Genomic DNA, 17,451 nt, shown 5'->3' with positions numbered 1-17,451 from the left:
ACCGATGAACCAGGAGTTTCTCGACCTCTACAATCGCGAACTGAGCCATTTCACCGAACACACCAAGGAGTTCGCGGAGGAGTTCCCGGGCATCGCCGAGCGTCTCGGCGGCCTCGTCGGCGACCGCATGGACCCGATGATCGGCGGCCTGCTCGAAGGCGCGGCCTTTCTCGCCGCGCGCGTGCAGCTCAAGCTCAAGCACGAGTTCCCGGAATTCACCAACAATTATATCGAACAACTGCTGCCGAATTTCCTCGCGCCGACGCCGTCCGCTTTGCTCGCCAGCATCCGGCCGCCCTATCCCGATCCCGCTCTGCGCGAAGGCATGCGCATCCGCCGCGGCGCCTATCTCGACGCGACCTATCTCGAACGCGACCGCCGCGTCGCCTGCCGCTATCGCCTGACCTCCGACGTCACGCTCTGGCCGTTCGAGCTGACGGCGGCGGACTACATCGCGGCGCCCGCCGGCTTGCAGGCGCTCGGCCTGCCGATCGACGCGCGGGCGCTTTCGGGTCTGAGGCTCTCGCTGCGCCATCGCATCATGGCCAAGGCCGAGGACGAGTCGGATACGACGGAGGCGGCGCGCCAGCCCACGAGCTGGTTCGCCGGCTGCAAATGCCGCGATCTCACCGTCCATTTCACCGGCGCGGAGGCGGATGCGATCGCGCTCTACGAACAGATGTTCGGCGACTGCGTCGGCATCTATTTCCGCCACCTCGACGCCTTCGGTGATCCCGTGGTCACGGCAGCGCCGGAGGTCCGGCTCGAGCAGATCGGGTTTACCGAGGCCGATGCGCTGCTTCCGCCGGATACCCGCGTCTTCCGCGGCTTCGACCTGCTGCGCGAGCTGTTCTGGTTCCCGCGCAAGTTCCTCGGCTTCCGGATCGAGGGGCTGGCGAACGTGATGCCGAAGCTGGAGGCGAAGGCGGTCGAGCTGGTCGTCGTCTTCGACGAGACCAATACCCGCCTCGCGGCGGCCGTGAAGCGCGAGATGTTCGCGCTCTACGCCGCGCCGGCGGTCAACCTCTTCGAGAAGACCACGGATCGCATCCCGGTCCGCAGCAACGAGCACGAATATCAGGTCGTGCCGGACCGGGGCCGTCCGCTCGACTACGAGCCGCACAGCATCCTCGATGTCTACGCCCATTATGTCGGCGGCCGCGAGAAGCAGCCGGTGCACCCGCTCTATTCCTCGCCCGACGGAGCCTCGCCGACGCACGGCCTGCTCTACACCCAGCGCCGCCTGCCGCGCCGGCGCTCCTCCGCCGAACGCCGGCAGGGCAGGGCCTCGGACTATACCGGCACCGAGATGTTCGTCTCGCTCTACGAGCCGGCGACGATCGGCGCGGGCGCGTCCGTGTCGGAGCTGAGCGTGCGTGCCCTGTGCTCGAACCGCCATCTCACCGAGCATCTGCCGATCGGGGCGGGCGGCGCGGATTTCCGCCTGCTCGATTCGACCGCGCTCGACATCGCCTGCGTCGCGGGGCCGACGCCGCCGCGCGAGCCGATCGTCGCGCAGCTCAGGCTGCGCTCGGAGACCGCAGGCACCGGCGTCGTCACCTGGCGGCTGATCAACCTGCTCAGCCTCAACCAGCTCGGCCTCGTCCAGCGCGGCGCGGGCCGCAACGGCGAGGCGCTGCGCGAGCTGCTCTCGCTCTTCGCCGATCTTTCCGACAGCGCCGTCGAGCGCCGCATCCGCGGCATCAAGAGCGTCGACAGCCACCCGGTCGTGCGCCGGTTCCCGCAGCGGGCCGGCACCGGCGCGGCGCGCGGGCTCGAAATCACGGTGACGCTGGACGAAAAGGCCTTCGAGGGCAGCGGCGCCTTCCTGCTCGGCGCGGTGCTCGACCGCTTCTTCGCGGAGTATGCCGCGATGAACCATTTCACCCAGACGGTGATCCGGACCGTGGAGCGCGGCGAGATCGCGCGCTGGCCGCCCCGCGCCGGCGGCAGGCGAATCCTGTGAGCGCCGCGTCCGACAACGCGGCGAAAAGCGCCTATCGCGCCGCGCTCGAGGCCGAACCCTGGCGTCACGACGTCCTCGCGGTCTTGCGGCGCGTCGAGCGCAGCTTCCCCGACAAGCCGCGCATCGGCGACGCGGCGGCGCGGCGCGACGACTATGTCGCGCTCGGCGAGCCCGCCTATATGGAGTTCCCGCCCTCGACGATCGGTGCGGCCGACACCGATGCGCAGGGGCGCCTGCGCCTGTTCGTCAGGTTCCTCGGCCTGCTCGGCCCGCAGGGCGCGCTGCCGCTCTCGACCACCGAGGAGACGCTGCACTGGCAGCTCGCCCATGACGAGGCCTTTCCCCGCTTCCTCGACATCCTGAACCATCGCTTCCTGCAGTTGTTCTTCCGGGCTTGGGCGGATTCGCGCCCGGTCGCACAGCATGATCGGCCGGAGGCCGACCGTTTCGCGGCCTATGTCGGCAGCGCCATCGGCGTCGGTTCGCCGCCCTATCACGGGCTCGACGCGGTGCCGGAGCCGGAGAAGCTGTCCCATGCCGGGTTGCTCGGGGCCCAGGCGAAATCGGCCTCGCGGCTGCGCGGCTTCCTGGCCGGCCTGCTCAAGGCCGATGTCGAGATCGAGCAGTTCGTCGGCATGCGCCTCGTCTTCGATCCCGCCGATCGCACGCGCATCGGGGCAGGCCATTGCAGTCTCGGCCGCGACGCGCTGGTCGGGGCCGGCGTCCACAGCGTCGAGGACAAGTTCCGCGTCTGCATCGTCGCCCGCGACATGGCCGAGTTCCGCCGCCTGCTGCCGAGCGGCGACCGTTGCGAGATGCTGGCCGACGCGGTGTTCTTCCATCTCGGCGACCAGTTCGAGTGGGATGTCGAGCTCGCCTTGCCGGTCGGCGAGGTCGAGCCCGTCAGCCTCGGCCGCTCGGGCCATCTCGGCTGGACGAGCTGGATGGCGCCGAACTGGAGCGTCGGGGAAGGCGCGCACAGGCGCGACGCCCGGTTTCACCCGGCCGAGCGCCTGCGCCAGAAGCGCGACGCCCGAGCCCGCGCCAACTCCGGACCGGCGGCCGCAGCCGCCCCGAAAAGAGCACGTTCGAACAAGTGATCCGGTGCCTCGTCCGTCCGGTCGTTCCCGGTCGGACGGGCGCTGCTCCAAGTCTGATCAAGGGGACAGTCCATGGCCGATATCAGCCTCGAAGCCGTCACCGGCAAACTCAACCGCATCGGCTACGAGGCGTTCATCATGGCGCTGCGGCAAGCCAAGGGGGCGGGCAACCGCAATGTCGAGCTGGCGCACTGGCTCGCGCAGATCCTGCAGCGCCCCTCGACCGATCTCGGCCTGACGGCGCGCCAATACGGCCTCGACATGGCCCGGCTCGCGACCGATATCGGCGCGGTTATCGACGGTTTCCGCAAGAACGAGACCGAGATGCCGGGCGTCGCCAACAACGTCGTCGACCTGCTCGACCGCGGCTGGCATTACGCGACGCTGTTCTTCGGCGAGACGCAGATCAGGACCGGCCACGTCCTCGTCGCCGCGCTGAAATCGCTCGAGCTGCGCCGGGCGCTGGCCGGCATCTCGAAGGAGTTCGCCAAGATCCCGGTCGACGAACTCGCGGCCGGCCATGCCAAGATCTGGCAGGAATCCGAAGAGGAGAACCTGCGCCCGATGGACGGCTCGGGCCTGCGCGCCGCCGGCACGCCGGGCGCGGAAGCCGCCGAAGGGGCGAAGGGCACCACCGCGCTCGACCGCTTCTCGCAGGACCTCACCGCCCGCGCCTCCGAGGGCAAGATGGACCCGATCCTCGGTCGCGACGAGGAGATCCGCCAGGTCATCGACGTGCTGATGCGCCGCCGCCAGAACAACCCGATCCTCACCGGCGAGGCCGGCGTCGGCAAGACCGCGATCGCCGAGGGCTTCGCCCAGCGCGTCGCCTCGGGCGATGTGCCGCCGCCGCTCAAGGGCGTGCGCGTCTGCGCGCTCGACATCGGGCTGATGCAGGCCGGCGCCTCGATGAAGGGCGAGTTCGAGCAGCGCCTGCGCGCCGTGATCGACGAGGTCCAATCCTCGCCGACGCCGGTGATCCTGTTCATCGACGAGGCGCATACGCTGATCGGCGCGGGCGGGGCCGCCGGCACCGGCGACGCCGCCAACCTGCTCAAGCCCGCACTGGCGCGCGGCACGCTGCGCACCATCGCGGCGACGACCTGGTCGGAATACCGCCAGTATTTCGAGAAGGACCCGGCGCTGACGCGGCGCTTCCAGCCGGTCAATGTCGACGAGCCCGACGTCGCCCGCTGCTGCACCATGCTGCGCGGCCTGATCGCGCCGATGGAGAAGCACCACAAGGTCCGCATCTCGGACGCCGCGATCGTCGCCGCCGTCCAGCTTTCCAGCCGCTACATCCCGGCCCGGCAGTTGCCCGACAAGGCGGTCAGCCTGCTCGACACGGCCTGCGCCCGCGTCGCGATCAGCCAGAGCGCGACGCCGGCCGCGATCGAGGATGCGCGCGTCGGCATTTCCGCGCTGGAACAGGAGAAGGCGGCGCTGCTCTCGGATCGCGACCTCGGCAGCGAGACGGCCAAGCGCGTCGGCGAGATCGACGCCGAGGTCGCGCAGATGCAGGACAAGCTCGCGGCGCTCGACGCCGCCTGGGAGAGCGAGCGCGCCATCGTCGCCGAGATCACCGCGCTGCGCGCCAAGCTCGCCGGAAAACCGGCCGGCGCGGGCGCCGCCGCGCCGGCGGCGGAGACGGGAGCGGGGGAAAGCGCGGAGGCCGGAGAGCCCGCGCCGGAGCCCGCCCCGGTCGAGGCCTCCGATTCCGAAGCGGCGCGGGCGAGCCTTGGCGAAAAATTCGCCGCGCTCGGCGCCATCGATCCGTCGCGGCGGATGATCTACGCCCATGTCGACGAGCAGTCCGTCGCATCGGTGGTCTCGGACTGGACCGGCATCCCGGTCGGCCGGATGGTCAAGGACGAGATCGAGAACGTGCTCAACCTCGCCGAGACGCTGAACAGGCGCGTCGTCGGCCAGGGCCACGGCATCTCGATGATCACCAAGCGCATCGAGACGAGCCGCGCCAAGCTCGACAATCCGAACAAGCCGATCGGCGTCTTCATGCTGTGCGGCCCTTCCGGCGTCGGCAAGACCGAGACGGCGCTGGCGCTGGCGGAATCGCTCTATGGCGGCGAGCAGAACGTCATCACCATCAATATGAGCGAGTTCCAGGAGGCGCACACGGTCTCGACCCTGAAGGGCGCGCCTCCCGGCTATGTCGGCTATGGCGAGGGCGGCCGATTGACGGAAGCCGTGCGGCGCAAGCCCTATTCGGTCGTTCTGCTCGACGAGATCGAGAAGGCGCACCCCGACGTCCACGAGCTCTTCTTCCAAGTCTTCGACAAGGGCGTGATGGAGGACGGCACCGGCCGGCGCATCGACTTCAAGAACACGCTGATCATCCTGACCTCCAATGTCGGCACAGACGAGATCATGCGGATGGCCGGCGATGAAGCGCACCGGCCCGATCCCGAAGAGCTGGCGGCGGCGCTCAGGCCGGCGCTGCTCAAGGTGTTCCCGCCGGCGCTGATCGGCCGGCTCGTGGTCATTCCCTATTATCCGCTCTCGCCCGACATGCTCGGCGGCATCGTCAGGCTGCAGCTCGGCCGCATCGGCAAGCGCCTGCGCGACAACCACAACGCCGACTTCCGCTATGGCGACGCCGTCGTCCAGCGGATCGTGGCGCAATGCGCCGATCCGGATTCGGGCGGGCGCATGATCGACAACATCATCACCAACGCGATGCTGCCGGCGCTCTCGCGCCAGATCCTCAACCTGCAGCTCGACAAGAAGGAACTGACCGAGGCCTCGGTCGCTGTCGAGGACGGGCGCTTCGTCTATCACTGCGCCTGAGAAGAGCCGGGGGCCGGCGGGATAACAGGACGGGAAGCCGATCGGAGAACGTTGACGGGAGGTCGAGCAATGGCACTGAAATCACCTCGTTTTGCCGCGAACCAGCGGCTGCAGCAGGCGGCCGCGAGCATGGGCAACGCCATCCGGCGAGGGTCGCAAGGGCCTCACGTCGCGGCCGTGCAGAAAGCCTTCATCGACCTCGGCTTCGTCATGAACATCACCGCCAAGAAGGGCGCGCCGGACGGCATCTTCGGCGGCGAGACCGAAAGCCGGATCTGGCAGTTCCAGGCCCAGACGGGGCTGACGCGAGACGGCGTCATCGGCCCCGAAATCCTGGCCAAGCTCGACGAGATGCTGCCGACGGCGGGTCCGCCGGCCCAGCCGCTGCCGCCGGCCAAGAAGACGCACAAGCTCAACATCCACATGCGCTCGATCGACAACCCGACCGTGCCCGAATTCACCCAGCTCGCGGTGATGGAGGAGGTTTTCGCGCAGTACTTCATCAGGATCGATGTCCTGTCCGGCCAGAGCATCGGTCTCAGCCCGGACGAGACGCTGACGCTGGAGATCATCGACGGCGCCTGCAAATGGGACCAGGTCTCGGACGAGCAGCGGCTCCTGCAGAACTCCGGCAGCAAGCAGGGCGTCGGCCCCCACGACATCACGGTCTATTTCGCGACGGTGATCAGGACGGGCAAGACCACGAAGGGCAAGAACATCACCCTGCAGGGCTGCGCCGGCCATGCGCCCGATCGTCCGGCCGTGATGATCGCCGCCACGGCCATCGACAAGACCACGATGGCGCATGAGGTCTGCCATGTCCTGCTCGGGTCGAGCTTCGCTCCGGTGCACACCGACGACGACGCGAACCTGATGTGCAACGCGCCGGTCTGCATCGGCAAGCCTGCCCATCTGACCGTCAAGCAGCTCGACCGGATCTTTGCGTCCAAATTCGTTCATCCGATATAGTCGCGGCGGCCATCGGCGTCTGGCAAAGCGGAGAGATTGCGATAATGCGGCCGGTTCGCCTCAAGTCGCGCCTTGGCGAGCGCCAGCCCGAGGCTCCAGCCGCCGGGTCCGAGCGGGAGGTCGCCCCGCGTCGCCGCAAGCCGCCGCGCCGCGGCTGGCTCGTGCCCGTGCTCGCGCTGGCGGCTCTGGCCGGCCTTGGCTGGGGCGGGCTGGCGACCTGGTGGCTCATCGAGCAGCGGGCGATCGTCGCGTCGCTCAAACAGGAGCAGGAGCTGCTGCAGGCAACCTACACCGAGCGCGAGCGCGCCTGGACGCGTCGGCTGCTCGCCGCCGTCACCACCCGGCGCATGCCCCAGAGCGGCGGTGGCGAAGCGGCGCCGGACGACGCGCTCGCCGACCTGATCTCGCGTCAGGTCGAGCTGGAGGCGCGCCAGACGTTGCTTGGCGCGCTGACGGCGCCGGCCGTCGAACCCCTGGCGCCGGCTCGCGGCGCGCAAGGCTCGACACCTGGCCGCGTCACGCAGCTCGCGCCGTCGAGCATCTTCGACGGCTTCGATCCCGCGGCCGTCGCGCGCCAGCGCGGCCAGGCCGCGACCCTGCTGCGCGCGTCCGACGCGCTGTCGAGGCCGGAGCGATTCGCTGCGCTCAGTGCCTCGCTCGACCGGGTCGCGGCCTTGCAGAGCCGTCAGATCTCGCTGATCGGAGCGCGATATGTCGCGCGCGTGCAGGAGGTGCAGTCGGCCTTGGCGGAGATCGGCCTGGACGTCGCCAAGCTCAAGCTGCCGCCTGCGCGGTCGGACACGGGCGGGCCGTTCATTCCGGTCTCGGCCGCGTTTCGGCCCGGCAGCTTCGAGCATGCGGTGCTGCAGCTCGGATCGGCCCAGACGCAGTTCGGGCGCTGGCGCGAACTCGCAGCGCTCGTGCCGCTGCGCCGACCCCTCGACGGCGACGACAGCACGACGAGCAATTTCGGCCCGCGCGCGGATCCGTTCACGGGCGCGACCGCGATGCATGCAGGCATGGATTTTCGCGGCGAGACCGGGACGCCCGTCTATGCCGCCGGCACCGGGAAGGTGCTGCGCGCCGAAATGGCGGGCAGCTACGGCAATCTCGTCGAACTCGACCACGGCAACGGGCTGACGACGCGCCATGCCCATCTCAGCGCAATCGAGGTCAAGCAAGGCGACATCGTGCCCTTTGGGGCGATCATCGGCCGGGTCGGATCGACGGGCCGCTCGACCGGACCGCATCTCCACTACGAGACAAGGCTGGCCGAGCAGCCGCTCGATCCGTTGCGATTCATACAGGCCGGCCAGCGGCTGTCGCGCCGGAGCCCCTGAATCTCGTTCTCTCGCGCCTCAGCCGCCGGTCGCGGCGATCACGGCGTCGACATCGGTCACCACCGCCAGGTCGGCGCGATGCCGTCACCGCCAGTTGAGCGAGCCGCCGCGGCGCGGGCCGGGCCTTGACGCCGCCATTGGCCTGCAGGCTCCCTTTCGACCTGAAGGGGGCCGGCTCTCTCCGTCCGGGCATCGTTTCGCCTGCGCGCGCGCTGCGATGCCACGGGAGGCGGAGCAGCGAGACGCACGACGAAAAAAGGCGACGCCGGAGCGCCGCCCTTATCTGGTGCAGACATGACTGCTTGTTAACAGCCAGACCCGCGATCTCTGAGCGGTCAGAATAGCGGCTCGGCGACCGCGGTCAAGCACCGTTTCAGAGATCGCCGGTCCAGCGGCAACATGCATATCGGTACCTGTCTCAACCGCCGTAGCGGCCCGTATCGCAGAATTGGCGCACCGCAGCAAATTGGTTCCTATGCATATCAAACATGATATTGACTTTCGTCTTTTGCATGCCCTAGCGTCATTGAGCGGCGGCTGCATCTACAGGTTGCATGCCGCCAACCGATGATGAAGCATGGGCAGGGGGCCGAGCTGATACACTGGCGTTTTGGGGGCGATCTCGGCCCGAAGTCACTGGGCTGGGCCGTCATCGAGGTCGTTCTCGTCGACGGCGCCTGGAGCCCGAAGCGTATCGTCGCCGCCGGCTCGCGCATCTTTTCCGACGGGCGCGAGCCGAAATCGGGAGCCTCCCTCGCCGGCGCGCGGCGCGATGCGCGCGCCATGCGCCGCCGCCGCGACCGTTTCCGGCAGCGCCAGGCGGCGCTGCTCAAATACCTGACGCTCGCCGGCTTCTTTCCATCCGGCCAAGAGGAGCGCGAGGCGCTCGCCGGGCTCGACCCCTACGCGCTGCGCGCGGCGGCGCTCGACGGGACGCTGCCGCTGCACCATCTCGGCCGCGCGCTCTTCCACCTCAACCAGCGCCGCGGCTTCAAGTCCAACCGCAAGACCGATCGCGGCAGGAACGACGACGACAGCGGCAAGATCAGGGTCGGCGTCGCAAGGCTGCACGAGCGGATGCGGGACGCCGGCGCCGAGACGCTGGGGCAGTTCCTGCACATGCGCCGCGCCGAAGCGAAGAGCGCCAACGCCGTCCCGCATGTCCGCACCCGCATCGTCACCGTCTCCGGGGAGGACGGCAAGGCGGCGGATGTCTACGACTTCTATCCCGACCGTCAGATGCTCGAGGATGAGTTCGAGGCGATCTGGGATGCGCAGGCGCTGCATCACCCCGACGCGTTGACGCCCGAGCGGAAAGAGCAGTTCCACGAGATCATCTTCCACCAGCGGCCGCTGAAGGAGCCGACGATCGGCTATTGCACGCTGCTGCCGCCCGAGCCGCGCCTGCCCAAGGCGCACCCGCTGTTCCAGCGCCGGCGCCTGCTGGAAGAGCTCAACGCGCTCAGGATCGTCCTGCCCGGCGCTCAGGCAAAGCCTCTGGAGAAGCCGGAACGCGACGCGTTGCTGTCGCTTCTGGCGGGCAAGAAGACCGTCGCCTACGCCTCCCTGCGCAAGAAGCTGAAGCTCGACCCGGACGCCCGCTTCAACAAGGAGAGCGAGAACCGCAAGGACATGAAGGGCGACGAGGTCGCAGCCGAGATGTCGCATGCGAAACGTTTCGGAAAGACCTGGCTGGGGGCCAGCGCCGCGACGCAATGGCAGGTGATCGAACGGCTCCGGACGCTCGAGAGCGACGAGCAGGTCGCGGATTTCACGGCATGGCTGCGCGAGCGGCACGGGTTGTCGCGCGAGCAGGCGCAGGCCGTGGTCGGCGCTCATCTGCCGGACGGTTACGGCCGCTTCGGCGAGACGGCGACGAAGGCGCTGATCGCCGAGCTCGAGAAGGAAGTCATCGTCTACAGCGAGGCCGTCGCCCGGCGCCCGGAGCTTGGCCATCATTCCGACCGGCGGAGCGGCGAGGTCTGGCAGGACGAGAAAGGCCGGGCCGCCCTGCCCTATTACGGCAAGATCCTGGATCGGCACATCCTGCCCGGCACCGCCGACCCCGCCGAGACCGACGAGGCGCTGCGCATCGGCCGGCTGACCAATCCGACCGTGCATATCGGCCTCAACCAGCTTCGCCGCGTCCTCAACGCGCTGATCCGTCGCCATGGCCCGCCGGTGGAGATCGCGATCGAGCTCGCCCGCGAGCTCAAGCTCGACGACGAGCGCAAGCGCGAGATCAACACGAGGAATCGCGAGAACCGGGAGGCCGCCGAGAAACGCTCGAAGAAGCTCCGCGAACTCGGGCAGGCGGACAAGGGCGGCAACCGGGCGCTGCTCAAGCTCTGGGAGGAACTGAACCGCGACAACGTGCTCGACCGCCGCTGCGTCTACTCGGGCATGCAGATTTCGGCCGCCATGTTGTTCTCCGATGCCGTCGAGGTCGATCACATCCTGCCCTTCAGCGCGACCCTGGACGATTCCGGCGGCAATCGCATCCTCTGCCTACGCGAGGTCAACCGGATCAAGAGGAAGCGCACGCCCTGGGAGGCACGTCTCGACCTGCGTGCCCATTTCGGCCCCGATGCGGATTGGGACGCCATCGCCGCGCGCGCGGCGCGGCTGCCGAAGGAGAAGCGCTGGCGCTTCGAGCCCGACGCCATACACCGTTTCGACGCCCAGGGCGGCTTCCTCGCCCGCCACCTCGCCGACACCCAGCATCTGTCGCGCCTGGCGCGCGAATATCTGTCGGCGCTCTATCCGGAGCGGGGCGAAGGCTCGAGCCATGTCTGGGTCTCGCCCGGGCGGCTGACTGAGATGCTGCGGCGGGCCTGGTCCCTCAACCACCATCTGCCCGATCACAACCTCGTCGGCCAGGGCAGCCAGCCGAAGAACCGCAAGGATCATCGTCACCACGCCATCGACGCCATCGTCGTCGCCGTCACCGACCGTGGCATGCTGAACCGCATCTCCCGCGAGGCCGGCCGCCACGGCCATGAGGAAGCGGGTCGCGTCGCCGCCGACATCCCCGCGCCGTGGGACGGCTTCTCCGACGAGGTCGGCCGCGTCGTGCGCGCCGTCACCGTCAGCCACCGGCCGGACCACGGCACCGCGAGCAAGGCGGGTCTCTCGCGGCAGAGGGACGCCACCGCCGCCCGTCTGCACAACGAGACCGCCTACGGGCTCACCGGCGAGAAGGATTCGCGCGGGCTCGACATCGTCGTCACGCGCAAGACGCTGTCCAGTTTCAAGAAGGCGGCCAACCTCAAAGCGATTCGCGACGAGGATCTCAGGGCGAAGCTCAAGGACTGGACCGCCGGCAAGGAGGGCCCGGCCTTCGAGCAGGCGATGCGAACCTTCGGACACCCGGACCTCGGACCGCGCTCCTTTCCCGGCATCCGCCGCATCCGCGTCGTCGAGCCGCTTTCGGTCATCCCGATCAGGGACCGCGATGGCCGCGTCTTCAAGGCCTACAAGGGCGATTCGAACCATCGCTTCGACATGTGGGAGCTGAAGACCGGCAAATGGAAGGACGAGGTCGTCTCGATGTTCGAGGCGCACCGGCGCGACTGGGCCTCGCCGCTGCGGGCCGCCAATCCGACCGCCCGCAAGGTGCTTTCGCTGCGGCAGAACGACGTCGTCGCGATCGAGCGCGGGAATGGCCGCGAGTTGATGTGCGTCGTCAAATTTTCTGCCGGGGCGCTCGTTCTGGCGCCGCCGCAGGAGGCCGGCAGCCTCAAGGGTCGCGACGCCGACAAGGACGATCCCTTCCGCTACGTCTACGGCTCGGCCAGCTCGCTCCAGCGCTGGAGGGCGCGCCAGGTCCGCATCGACGAACTCGGCCGGGTGCTCGATCCCGGCTTCCCGGCGCGCAAGCCGCGAACCGGAAAGCCTCCCGGCAGCGGAGACTGAACATGGAGCGCGTCGTCGACATCGCGACCGACGGCCGCCATCTCGCGGCGCATCGCGGCTTCATGGTCGTCAGCGAGCAGAAGCAGGAGGTGGGTCGCGTCCCGCTGGACGATGTCGCCGCCGTCATCGTCCATGCCCATGGCGTGACCTGGAGCACCAGCCTGGCCGTGGCGCTGGCCGAACGCGGCGCGCCGCTGGTTCTCTGTGGTCCGAACCACGCGCCGGTCGGCGTCTTCCTGCCGCTCGACGGACATCACGGCCAGAATGCACGGATGCGCGCGCAATGGGAGGCGGGGCGGCCGCTCGCCAAGCAGCTCTGGAGCCGCGTCGTCGCCAGCAAGATTCGCTGGCAGGCCGCCGTTCTGGAAGCGACCGGGCGCGAGCGCGCCGCGCTCGACATGCTGCTCCGGCGCGTCCGCTCCGGCGATCCCGACAATGTCGAGGCCCAGGCCGCCCGCCGCTACTGGCCGCTGCTCATGGGAGCGGGCTTCCGGCGTGATCGCGAGGCGCCGGACATCAACGGCCTGCTCAACTACGGCTACACGGTCATGCGCTCGCTGGCGGCGCGGGCGATCGTGGCCGCCGGGCTCCACCCCTCGATCGGCATCCACCACGCCAATCGCGGCAACGCCTTCGCGCTCGCCGACGATCTCGTCGAGCCGTTCCGGCCGCTGGTCGACCTTCTGGCCCTGAAGCTTTCGGAGCGAGGCCAAAGCGATGTCGATCCGGCGACGAAACGCGCCTTCGCGGGGCTGATCGCCCTCGACCTGCCTGGCCCGGACGGCGTCACGACGGTGGCCATGGCGGCGCAGAGGCTGGCGCAATCACTCGCGCGCGCCTTCGAGACGGGAGAGGCATCGGCCCTGCTCTTGCCCGTTCCGCCGAGCGCCATCGAGCTGGCCGGACTGGGTCTGCCGCTGACCCAAGCGATATCGGAAACGCCAATGGACCAGATACCGCGGCAACCATGACCGCCACCCAGCTCAGCGGCTACAGACTGATGTGGATATTCGTGATGTTCGATCTGCCGGTGACGAGCAAGGCGGAGAGCCGGGCCGCGACGAAGTTCCGCGAATATCTGCTCGACGAAGGCTTCGAGAAGAGCCAGTTTTCCGTTTATGCCCGCTTCTGCAACGGCAAGGAGCAGTTCGATGCCTATATGCGCCGGATCGAGTCCAACTTGCCCCAGCGCGGCGACGTCCACATCCTGACATTCACGGACCGGCAATATGAGAATATCGTCAGGTTTTCCGGCCAACGCCGCCGACAGCGCCGCAAAAATCCGGATCAGCTGGCTCTTTTTTGAACGACCCGATACGAAAACCGCTACCCCCGACTGCCCTTATCCCTCATGTTTTCAAGAGGATGAGAGCAGGTCGAGAATAGCAGTTCAGAGATCGCGGTCCAGCGGCAACGAGGGTGACATGACCACCAAGCCCACCGAAAGAATAGCAGTTCAGAGATCGCGGTCCAGCGGCAACTCTGATCTCTTGGGCTACATGGTCCCCGGCAGAATAGCAGTTCAGAGATCGCGGTCCAGCGGCAACTCGGCGAAGGCTGTCGCGGCCTGGATGGGGAGAATAGCAGTTCAGAGATCGCGGTCCAGCGGCAACATCTCCAGCGTGCGCAGCTCCGGTTCGAGGAGAATAGCAGTTCAGAGATCGCGGTCCAGCGGCAACATCTCCAGGCTTATGAGCGCCGGGTGACGGAGAATAGCAGTTCAGAGATCGCGGTCCAGCGGCAACTCGATACCGGCCAGAGCGCGATGAACGTGGAGAATAGCAGTTCAGAGATCGCGGTCCAGCGGCAACACTACAAAGAACACTACATTACCGCTCCTGAGAATAGCAGTTCAGAGATCGCGGTCCAGCGGCAACGGATGCTGGCCTGCGTCGTCGCAGCGCCGGAGAATAGCAGTTCAGAGATCGCGGTCCAGCGGCAACCCGATGGTGATCCAATTCAGCGGATTACGCAGAATAGCAGTTCAGAGATCGCGGTCCAGCGGCAACCGTAACGCGGCCGGGACGGTTGACCGCAATAGAATAGCAGTTCAGAGATCGCGGTCCAGCGGCAACCACTTGCCGATCATGGCGATGCCCTTCTCCAGAATAGCAGTTCAGAGATCGCGGTCCAGCGGCAACTGCGCCAACAGATTTACCAGGAAACCATCAAGAATAGCAGTTCAGAGATCGCGGTCCAGCGGCAACGCGTGGGCAGCGCGGGTGCGCGGGTCGTGCAGAATAGCAGTTCAGAGATCGCGGTCCAGCGGCAACATGAGCGATACCGGCCAGCGCATCACGGTTAGAATAGCAGTTCAGAGATCGCGGTCCAGCGGCAACTGAGCGTTGCTTTGTCAGCCTTCAACACATAAGAATAGCAGTTCAGAGATCGCGGTCCAGCGGCAACGGAAACTGTGTTACGCTGGAAAAAGACTGCAGAATAGCAGTTCAGAGATCGCGGTCCAGCGGCAACCGTAATTCATGTTTGCCAATTTGCGCGGTCAGAATAGCAGTTCAGAGATCGCGGTCCAGCGGCAACCCCTCCCGGCCCCGCAGGTCATAGGCGACGAGAATAGCAGTTCAGAGATCGCGGTCCAGCGGCAACCGGCAAACCATTCGAGCGGCACCTCTGTATAGAATAGCAGTTCAGAGATCGCGGTCCAGCGGCAACGTGAAGATGTGGCGCGCCTCGTCGAGCCGGAGAATAGCAGTTCAGAGATCGCGGTCCAGCGGCAACGTTCGAGTTCTCGGATCGGTTCGGTCCTGTAGAATAGCAGTTCAGAGATCGCGGTCCAGCGGCAACCCCTCCCGGCCCCGCAGGTCATAGGCGACGAGAATAGCAGTTCAGAGATCGCGGTCCAGCGGCAACCGGCAAACCATTCGAGCGGCACCTCTGTATAGAATAGCAGTTCAGAGATCGCGGTCCAGCGGCAACGTGAAGATGTGGCGCGCCTCGTCGAGCCGGAGAATAGCAGTTCAGAGATCGCGGTCCAGCGGCAACGTTCGAGTTCTCGGATCGGTTCGGTCCTGTAGAATAGCAGTTCAGAGATCGCGGTCCAGCGGCAACGCAAAACGAAAACGCTGCAGGTCTCAGCGAAAGAATAGCAGTTCAGAGATCGCGGTCCAGCGGCAACGCCGGCTGCAATTGCAACTGGTATTCAAATAGAATAGCAGTTCAGAGATCGCGGTCCAGCGGCAACCGACAGTCTTGCGATCGCGCCGATCGTTCAAGAATAGCAGTTCAGAGATCGCGGTCCAGCGGCAACTGTTGTCGCCGTTGACGGGCGAAACGCGAAAAGAATAGCAGTTCAGAGATCGCGGTCCAGCGGCAACGCGCATCACGGTTCCTGCATTCAATCAGGCAGAATAGCAGTTCAGAGATCGCGGTCCAGCGGCAACGGTAAATCTGCTGGCGCATGGAAATGGAGTAGAATAGCAGTTCAGAGATCGCGGTCCAGCGGCAACCGGCCGCGTCCAGTGCTCGGCCGCGTTCTAGAATAGCAGTTCAGAGATCGCGGTCCAGCGGCAACGCTCAGCCGTCTCGCGAACAACCTGCGCATAGAATAGCAGTTCAGAGATCGCGGTCCAGCGGCAACCGCGCCGGCGACGGGATGTATCTGACGCTGAGAATAGCAGTTCAGAGATCGCGGTCCAGCGGCAACTCTCTCATGTCAATCGCGATCATGGTCGGCAGAATAGCAGTTCAGAGATCGCGGTCCAGCGGCAACCTGATCTACGGCCGGGTGATGACGGGCGGTAGAATAGCAGTTCAGAGATCGCGGTCCAGCGGCAACGCTGATCCGCCAAGCGCCGCGTTGAATTGTAGAATAGCAGTTCAGAGATCGCGGTCCAGCGGCAACCGATAGTGCAGCGGTGCGTCGCGGACAACCAGAATAGCAGTTCAGAGATCGCGGTCCAGCGGCAACGTCGGAGCTGAAGTCGACGACCGGCGCATCAGAATAGCAGTTCAGAGATCGCGGTCCAGCGGCAACGCGTGCGGCTGATTCCGGACATGAGCGCCGAGAATAGCAGTTCAGAGATCGCGGTCCAGCGGCAACGGCGCGCGTTGCGGCGCGGCTGGAGGCCGAAGAATAGCAGTTCAGAGATCGCGGTCCAGCGGCAACATTTCCCGCCATGCCAGCGCAGGACCGGGCAAGAATAGCAGTTCAGAGATCGCGGTCCAGCGGCAACCGTGTTGGCCACGGCTTGCCGGGCGACGATAGAATAGCAGTTCAGAGATCGCGGTCCAGCGGCAACTCGAGGCGGCGGCCAAAGCCGTCGCCGAACAGAATAGCAGTTCAGAGATCGCGGTCCAGCGGCAACAGACCGCGCATCTGCCTCGAATGCGGAGAGAGAATAGCAGTTCAGAGATCGCGGTCCAGCGGCAACTATGCAGTCCTGCTGGAGTTCGATCCGGCGAGAATAGCAGTTCAGAGATCGCGGTCCAGCGGCAACTGCCCGCCCTCGCTAACGCCCGCCATGAGCAGAATAGCAGTTCAGAGATCGCGGTCCAGCGGCAACTGAACGAAGGCGAACGGCTCGGCCGGACCGAGAATAGCAGTTCAGAGATCGCGGTCCAGCGGCAACTCCGGCGTCAGCGGCCCCCAATCGACATATAGAATAGCAGTTCAGAGATCGCGGTCCAGCGGCAACGATGCGTGGGATAATATGCTTGTCGGCAACAGAATAGCAGTTCAGAGATCGCGGTCCAGCGGCAACGACTACGCTGCCGAGGAGCTTCGGGTCTTTAGAATAGCAGTTCAGAGATCGCGGTCCAGCGGCAACCACCCGACTATCGTTGGCGTAAATCTCGGAAGAATAGCAGTTCAGAGATCGCGGTCCAGCGGCAACGGCACGCGCCGACGGGAGCGCCTGTTCACGAGAATAGCAGTTCAGAGATCGCGGTCCAGCGGCAACCGCTCGCTGCGGCTCTTGCTGGAGACGGTTAGAATAGCAGTTCAGAGATCGCGGTCCAGCGGCAACTCATAGAGCTTGGCGCTGATCTTGCTGCGGAGAATAGCAGTTCAGAGATCGCGGTCCAGCGGCAACTCGCCGTCCGTGTGCTGCTCGTCGAAGGCGAGAATAGCAGTTCAGAGATCGCGGTCCAGCGGCAACTCCTCGAACCACCGCGCGACCCCCCCGCAAAAGAATAGCAGTTCAGAGATCGCGGTCCAGCGGCAACCCCGATCATGATCACGCAGCGGCCGGCTGTAAGAATAGCAGTTCAGAGATCGCGGTCCAGCGGCAACGACACCGGCGCGCGCGAACTCGTGTCCGGGAGAATAGCAGTTCAGAGATCGCGGTCCAGCGGCAACCCCGATCATGATCACGCAGCGGCCGGCTGTAAGAATAGCAGT

At 66.4% G+C, this 17,451-nt stretch carries 8 protein-coding genes and 1 CRISPR repeat array; all 8 genes read left to right on the top strand.

The features are described 5' to 3' along the window. Positions 1–4: 4 nt before the first annotated feature. Positions 5–1,966 carry a type VI secretion system baseplate subunit TssF gene (gene tssF, locus AC1RRW_RS21335; RefSeq protein ID WP_492903601.1) on the top strand — a complete coding sequence of 654 codons (1,962 nt, stop codon included), beginning with the start codon at positions 5–7 and terminating at the stop codon, positions 1,964–1,966. After that, entirely contained in the window at positions 1,963–3,066 is a 1,104-nt protein-coding gene (tssG, locus tag AC1RRW_RS21330; protein ID WP_492903599.1) for a type VI secretion system baseplate subunit TssG, read from the top strand. Before tssF ends, tssG begins: the two co-directional genes overlap by 4 nt. Positions 3,067–3,138: 72 nt before the next feature. After that, positions 3,139–5,871 (top strand): type VI secretion system ATPase TssH, encoded by a 2,733-nt coding sequence (tssH, locus tag AC1RRW_RS21325; RefSeq protein WP_492903598.1) that lies wholly within the window; start codon positions 3,139–3,141, stop codon positions 5,869–5,871. Between the two features lie 69 nt (positions 5,872–5,940). After that, positions 5,941–6,840: a peptidoglycan-binding domain-containing protein gene (locus tag AC1RRW_RS21320; RefSeq protein ID WP_492903596.1), complete on the top strand. Its 900-nt coding sequence runs from the start codon at positions 5,941–5,943 to the stop codon at positions 6,838–6,840. Between the two features lie 44 nt (positions 6,841–6,884). Next, positions 6,885–8,180: a M23 family metallopeptidase gene (locus AC1RRW_RS21315; RefSeq protein WP_492903594.1), complete on the top strand. Its 1,296-nt coding sequence runs from the start codon at positions 6,885–6,887 to the stop codon at positions 8,178–8,180. Positions 8,181–8,747: 567 nt separating this feature from the next. After that, positions 8,748–12,095: a type II CRISPR RNA-guided endonuclease Cas9 gene (cas9, locus tag AC1RRW_RS21310; RefSeq protein ID WP_492903592.1), complete on the top strand. Its 3,348-nt coding sequence runs from the start codon at positions 8,748–8,750 to the stop codon at positions 12,093–12,095. A gap of 2 nt (positions 12,096–12,097) precedes the next feature. Next, positions 12,098–13,066 carry a type II CRISPR-associated endonuclease Cas1 gene (gene cas1, locus AC1RRW_RS21305; RefSeq protein ID WP_492903590.1) on the top strand — a complete coding sequence of 323 codons (969 nt, stop codon included), beginning with the start codon at positions 12,098–12,100 and terminating at the stop codon, positions 13,064–13,066. Beyond that, positions 13,063–13,401, top strand: coding sequence for a CRISPR-associated endonuclease Cas2 (gene cas2 / locus AC1RRW_RS21300; protein WP_492903588.1), 339 nt, complete (start codon positions 13,063–13,065; stop codon positions 13,399–13,401). Before cas1 ends, cas2 begins: the two co-directional genes overlap by 4 nt. A 73-nt stretch (positions 13,402–13,474) precedes the next feature. Beyond that, positions 13,475–17,409: direct repeats of the CRISPR family, unit length 36 nt; unit sequence AGAATAGCAGTTCAGAGATCGCGGTCCAGCGGCAAC. Positions 17,410–17,451: the final 42 nt, after the last annotated feature.

It is taken from the genome of Allobosea sp. GW821-FHT12C12, from assembly GCF_058807355.1.
This window is presented reverse-complemented; position numbering and strand designations above follow the sequence as displayed.

Bases quoted from the DNA above. Each gene is read 5' to 3' on its own strand.
- cas2 (WP_492903588.1), top strand. From the start codon at position 13,063: ATGACCGCCACCCAGCTCAGCGGCTACAGACTGATGTGGATATTCGTG.
- tssF (WP_492903601.1), top strand. From the start codon at position 5: ATGAACCAGGAGTTTCTCGACCTCTACAATCGCGAACTGAGCCATTTC.
- AC1RRW_RS21315 (WP_492903594.1), top strand. From the start codon at position 6,885: ATGCGGCCGGTTCGCCTCAAGTCGCGCCTTGGCGAGCGCCAGCCCGAG.
- tssH (WP_492903598.1), top strand. From the start codon at position 3,139: ATGGCCGATATCAGCCTCGAAGCCGTCACCGGCAAACTCAACCGCATC.
- cas9 (WP_492903592.1), top strand. From the start codon at position 8,748: ATGATGAAGCATGGGCAGGGGGCCGAGCTGATACACTGGCGTTTTGGG.
- cas1 (WP_492903590.1), top strand. From the start codon at position 12,098: ATGGAGCGCGTCGTCGACATCGCGACCGACGGCCGCCATCTCGCGGCG.
- AC1RRW_RS21320 (WP_492903596.1), top strand. From the start codon at position 5,941: ATGGCACTGAAATCACCTCGTTTTGCCGCGAACCAGCGGCTGCAGCAG.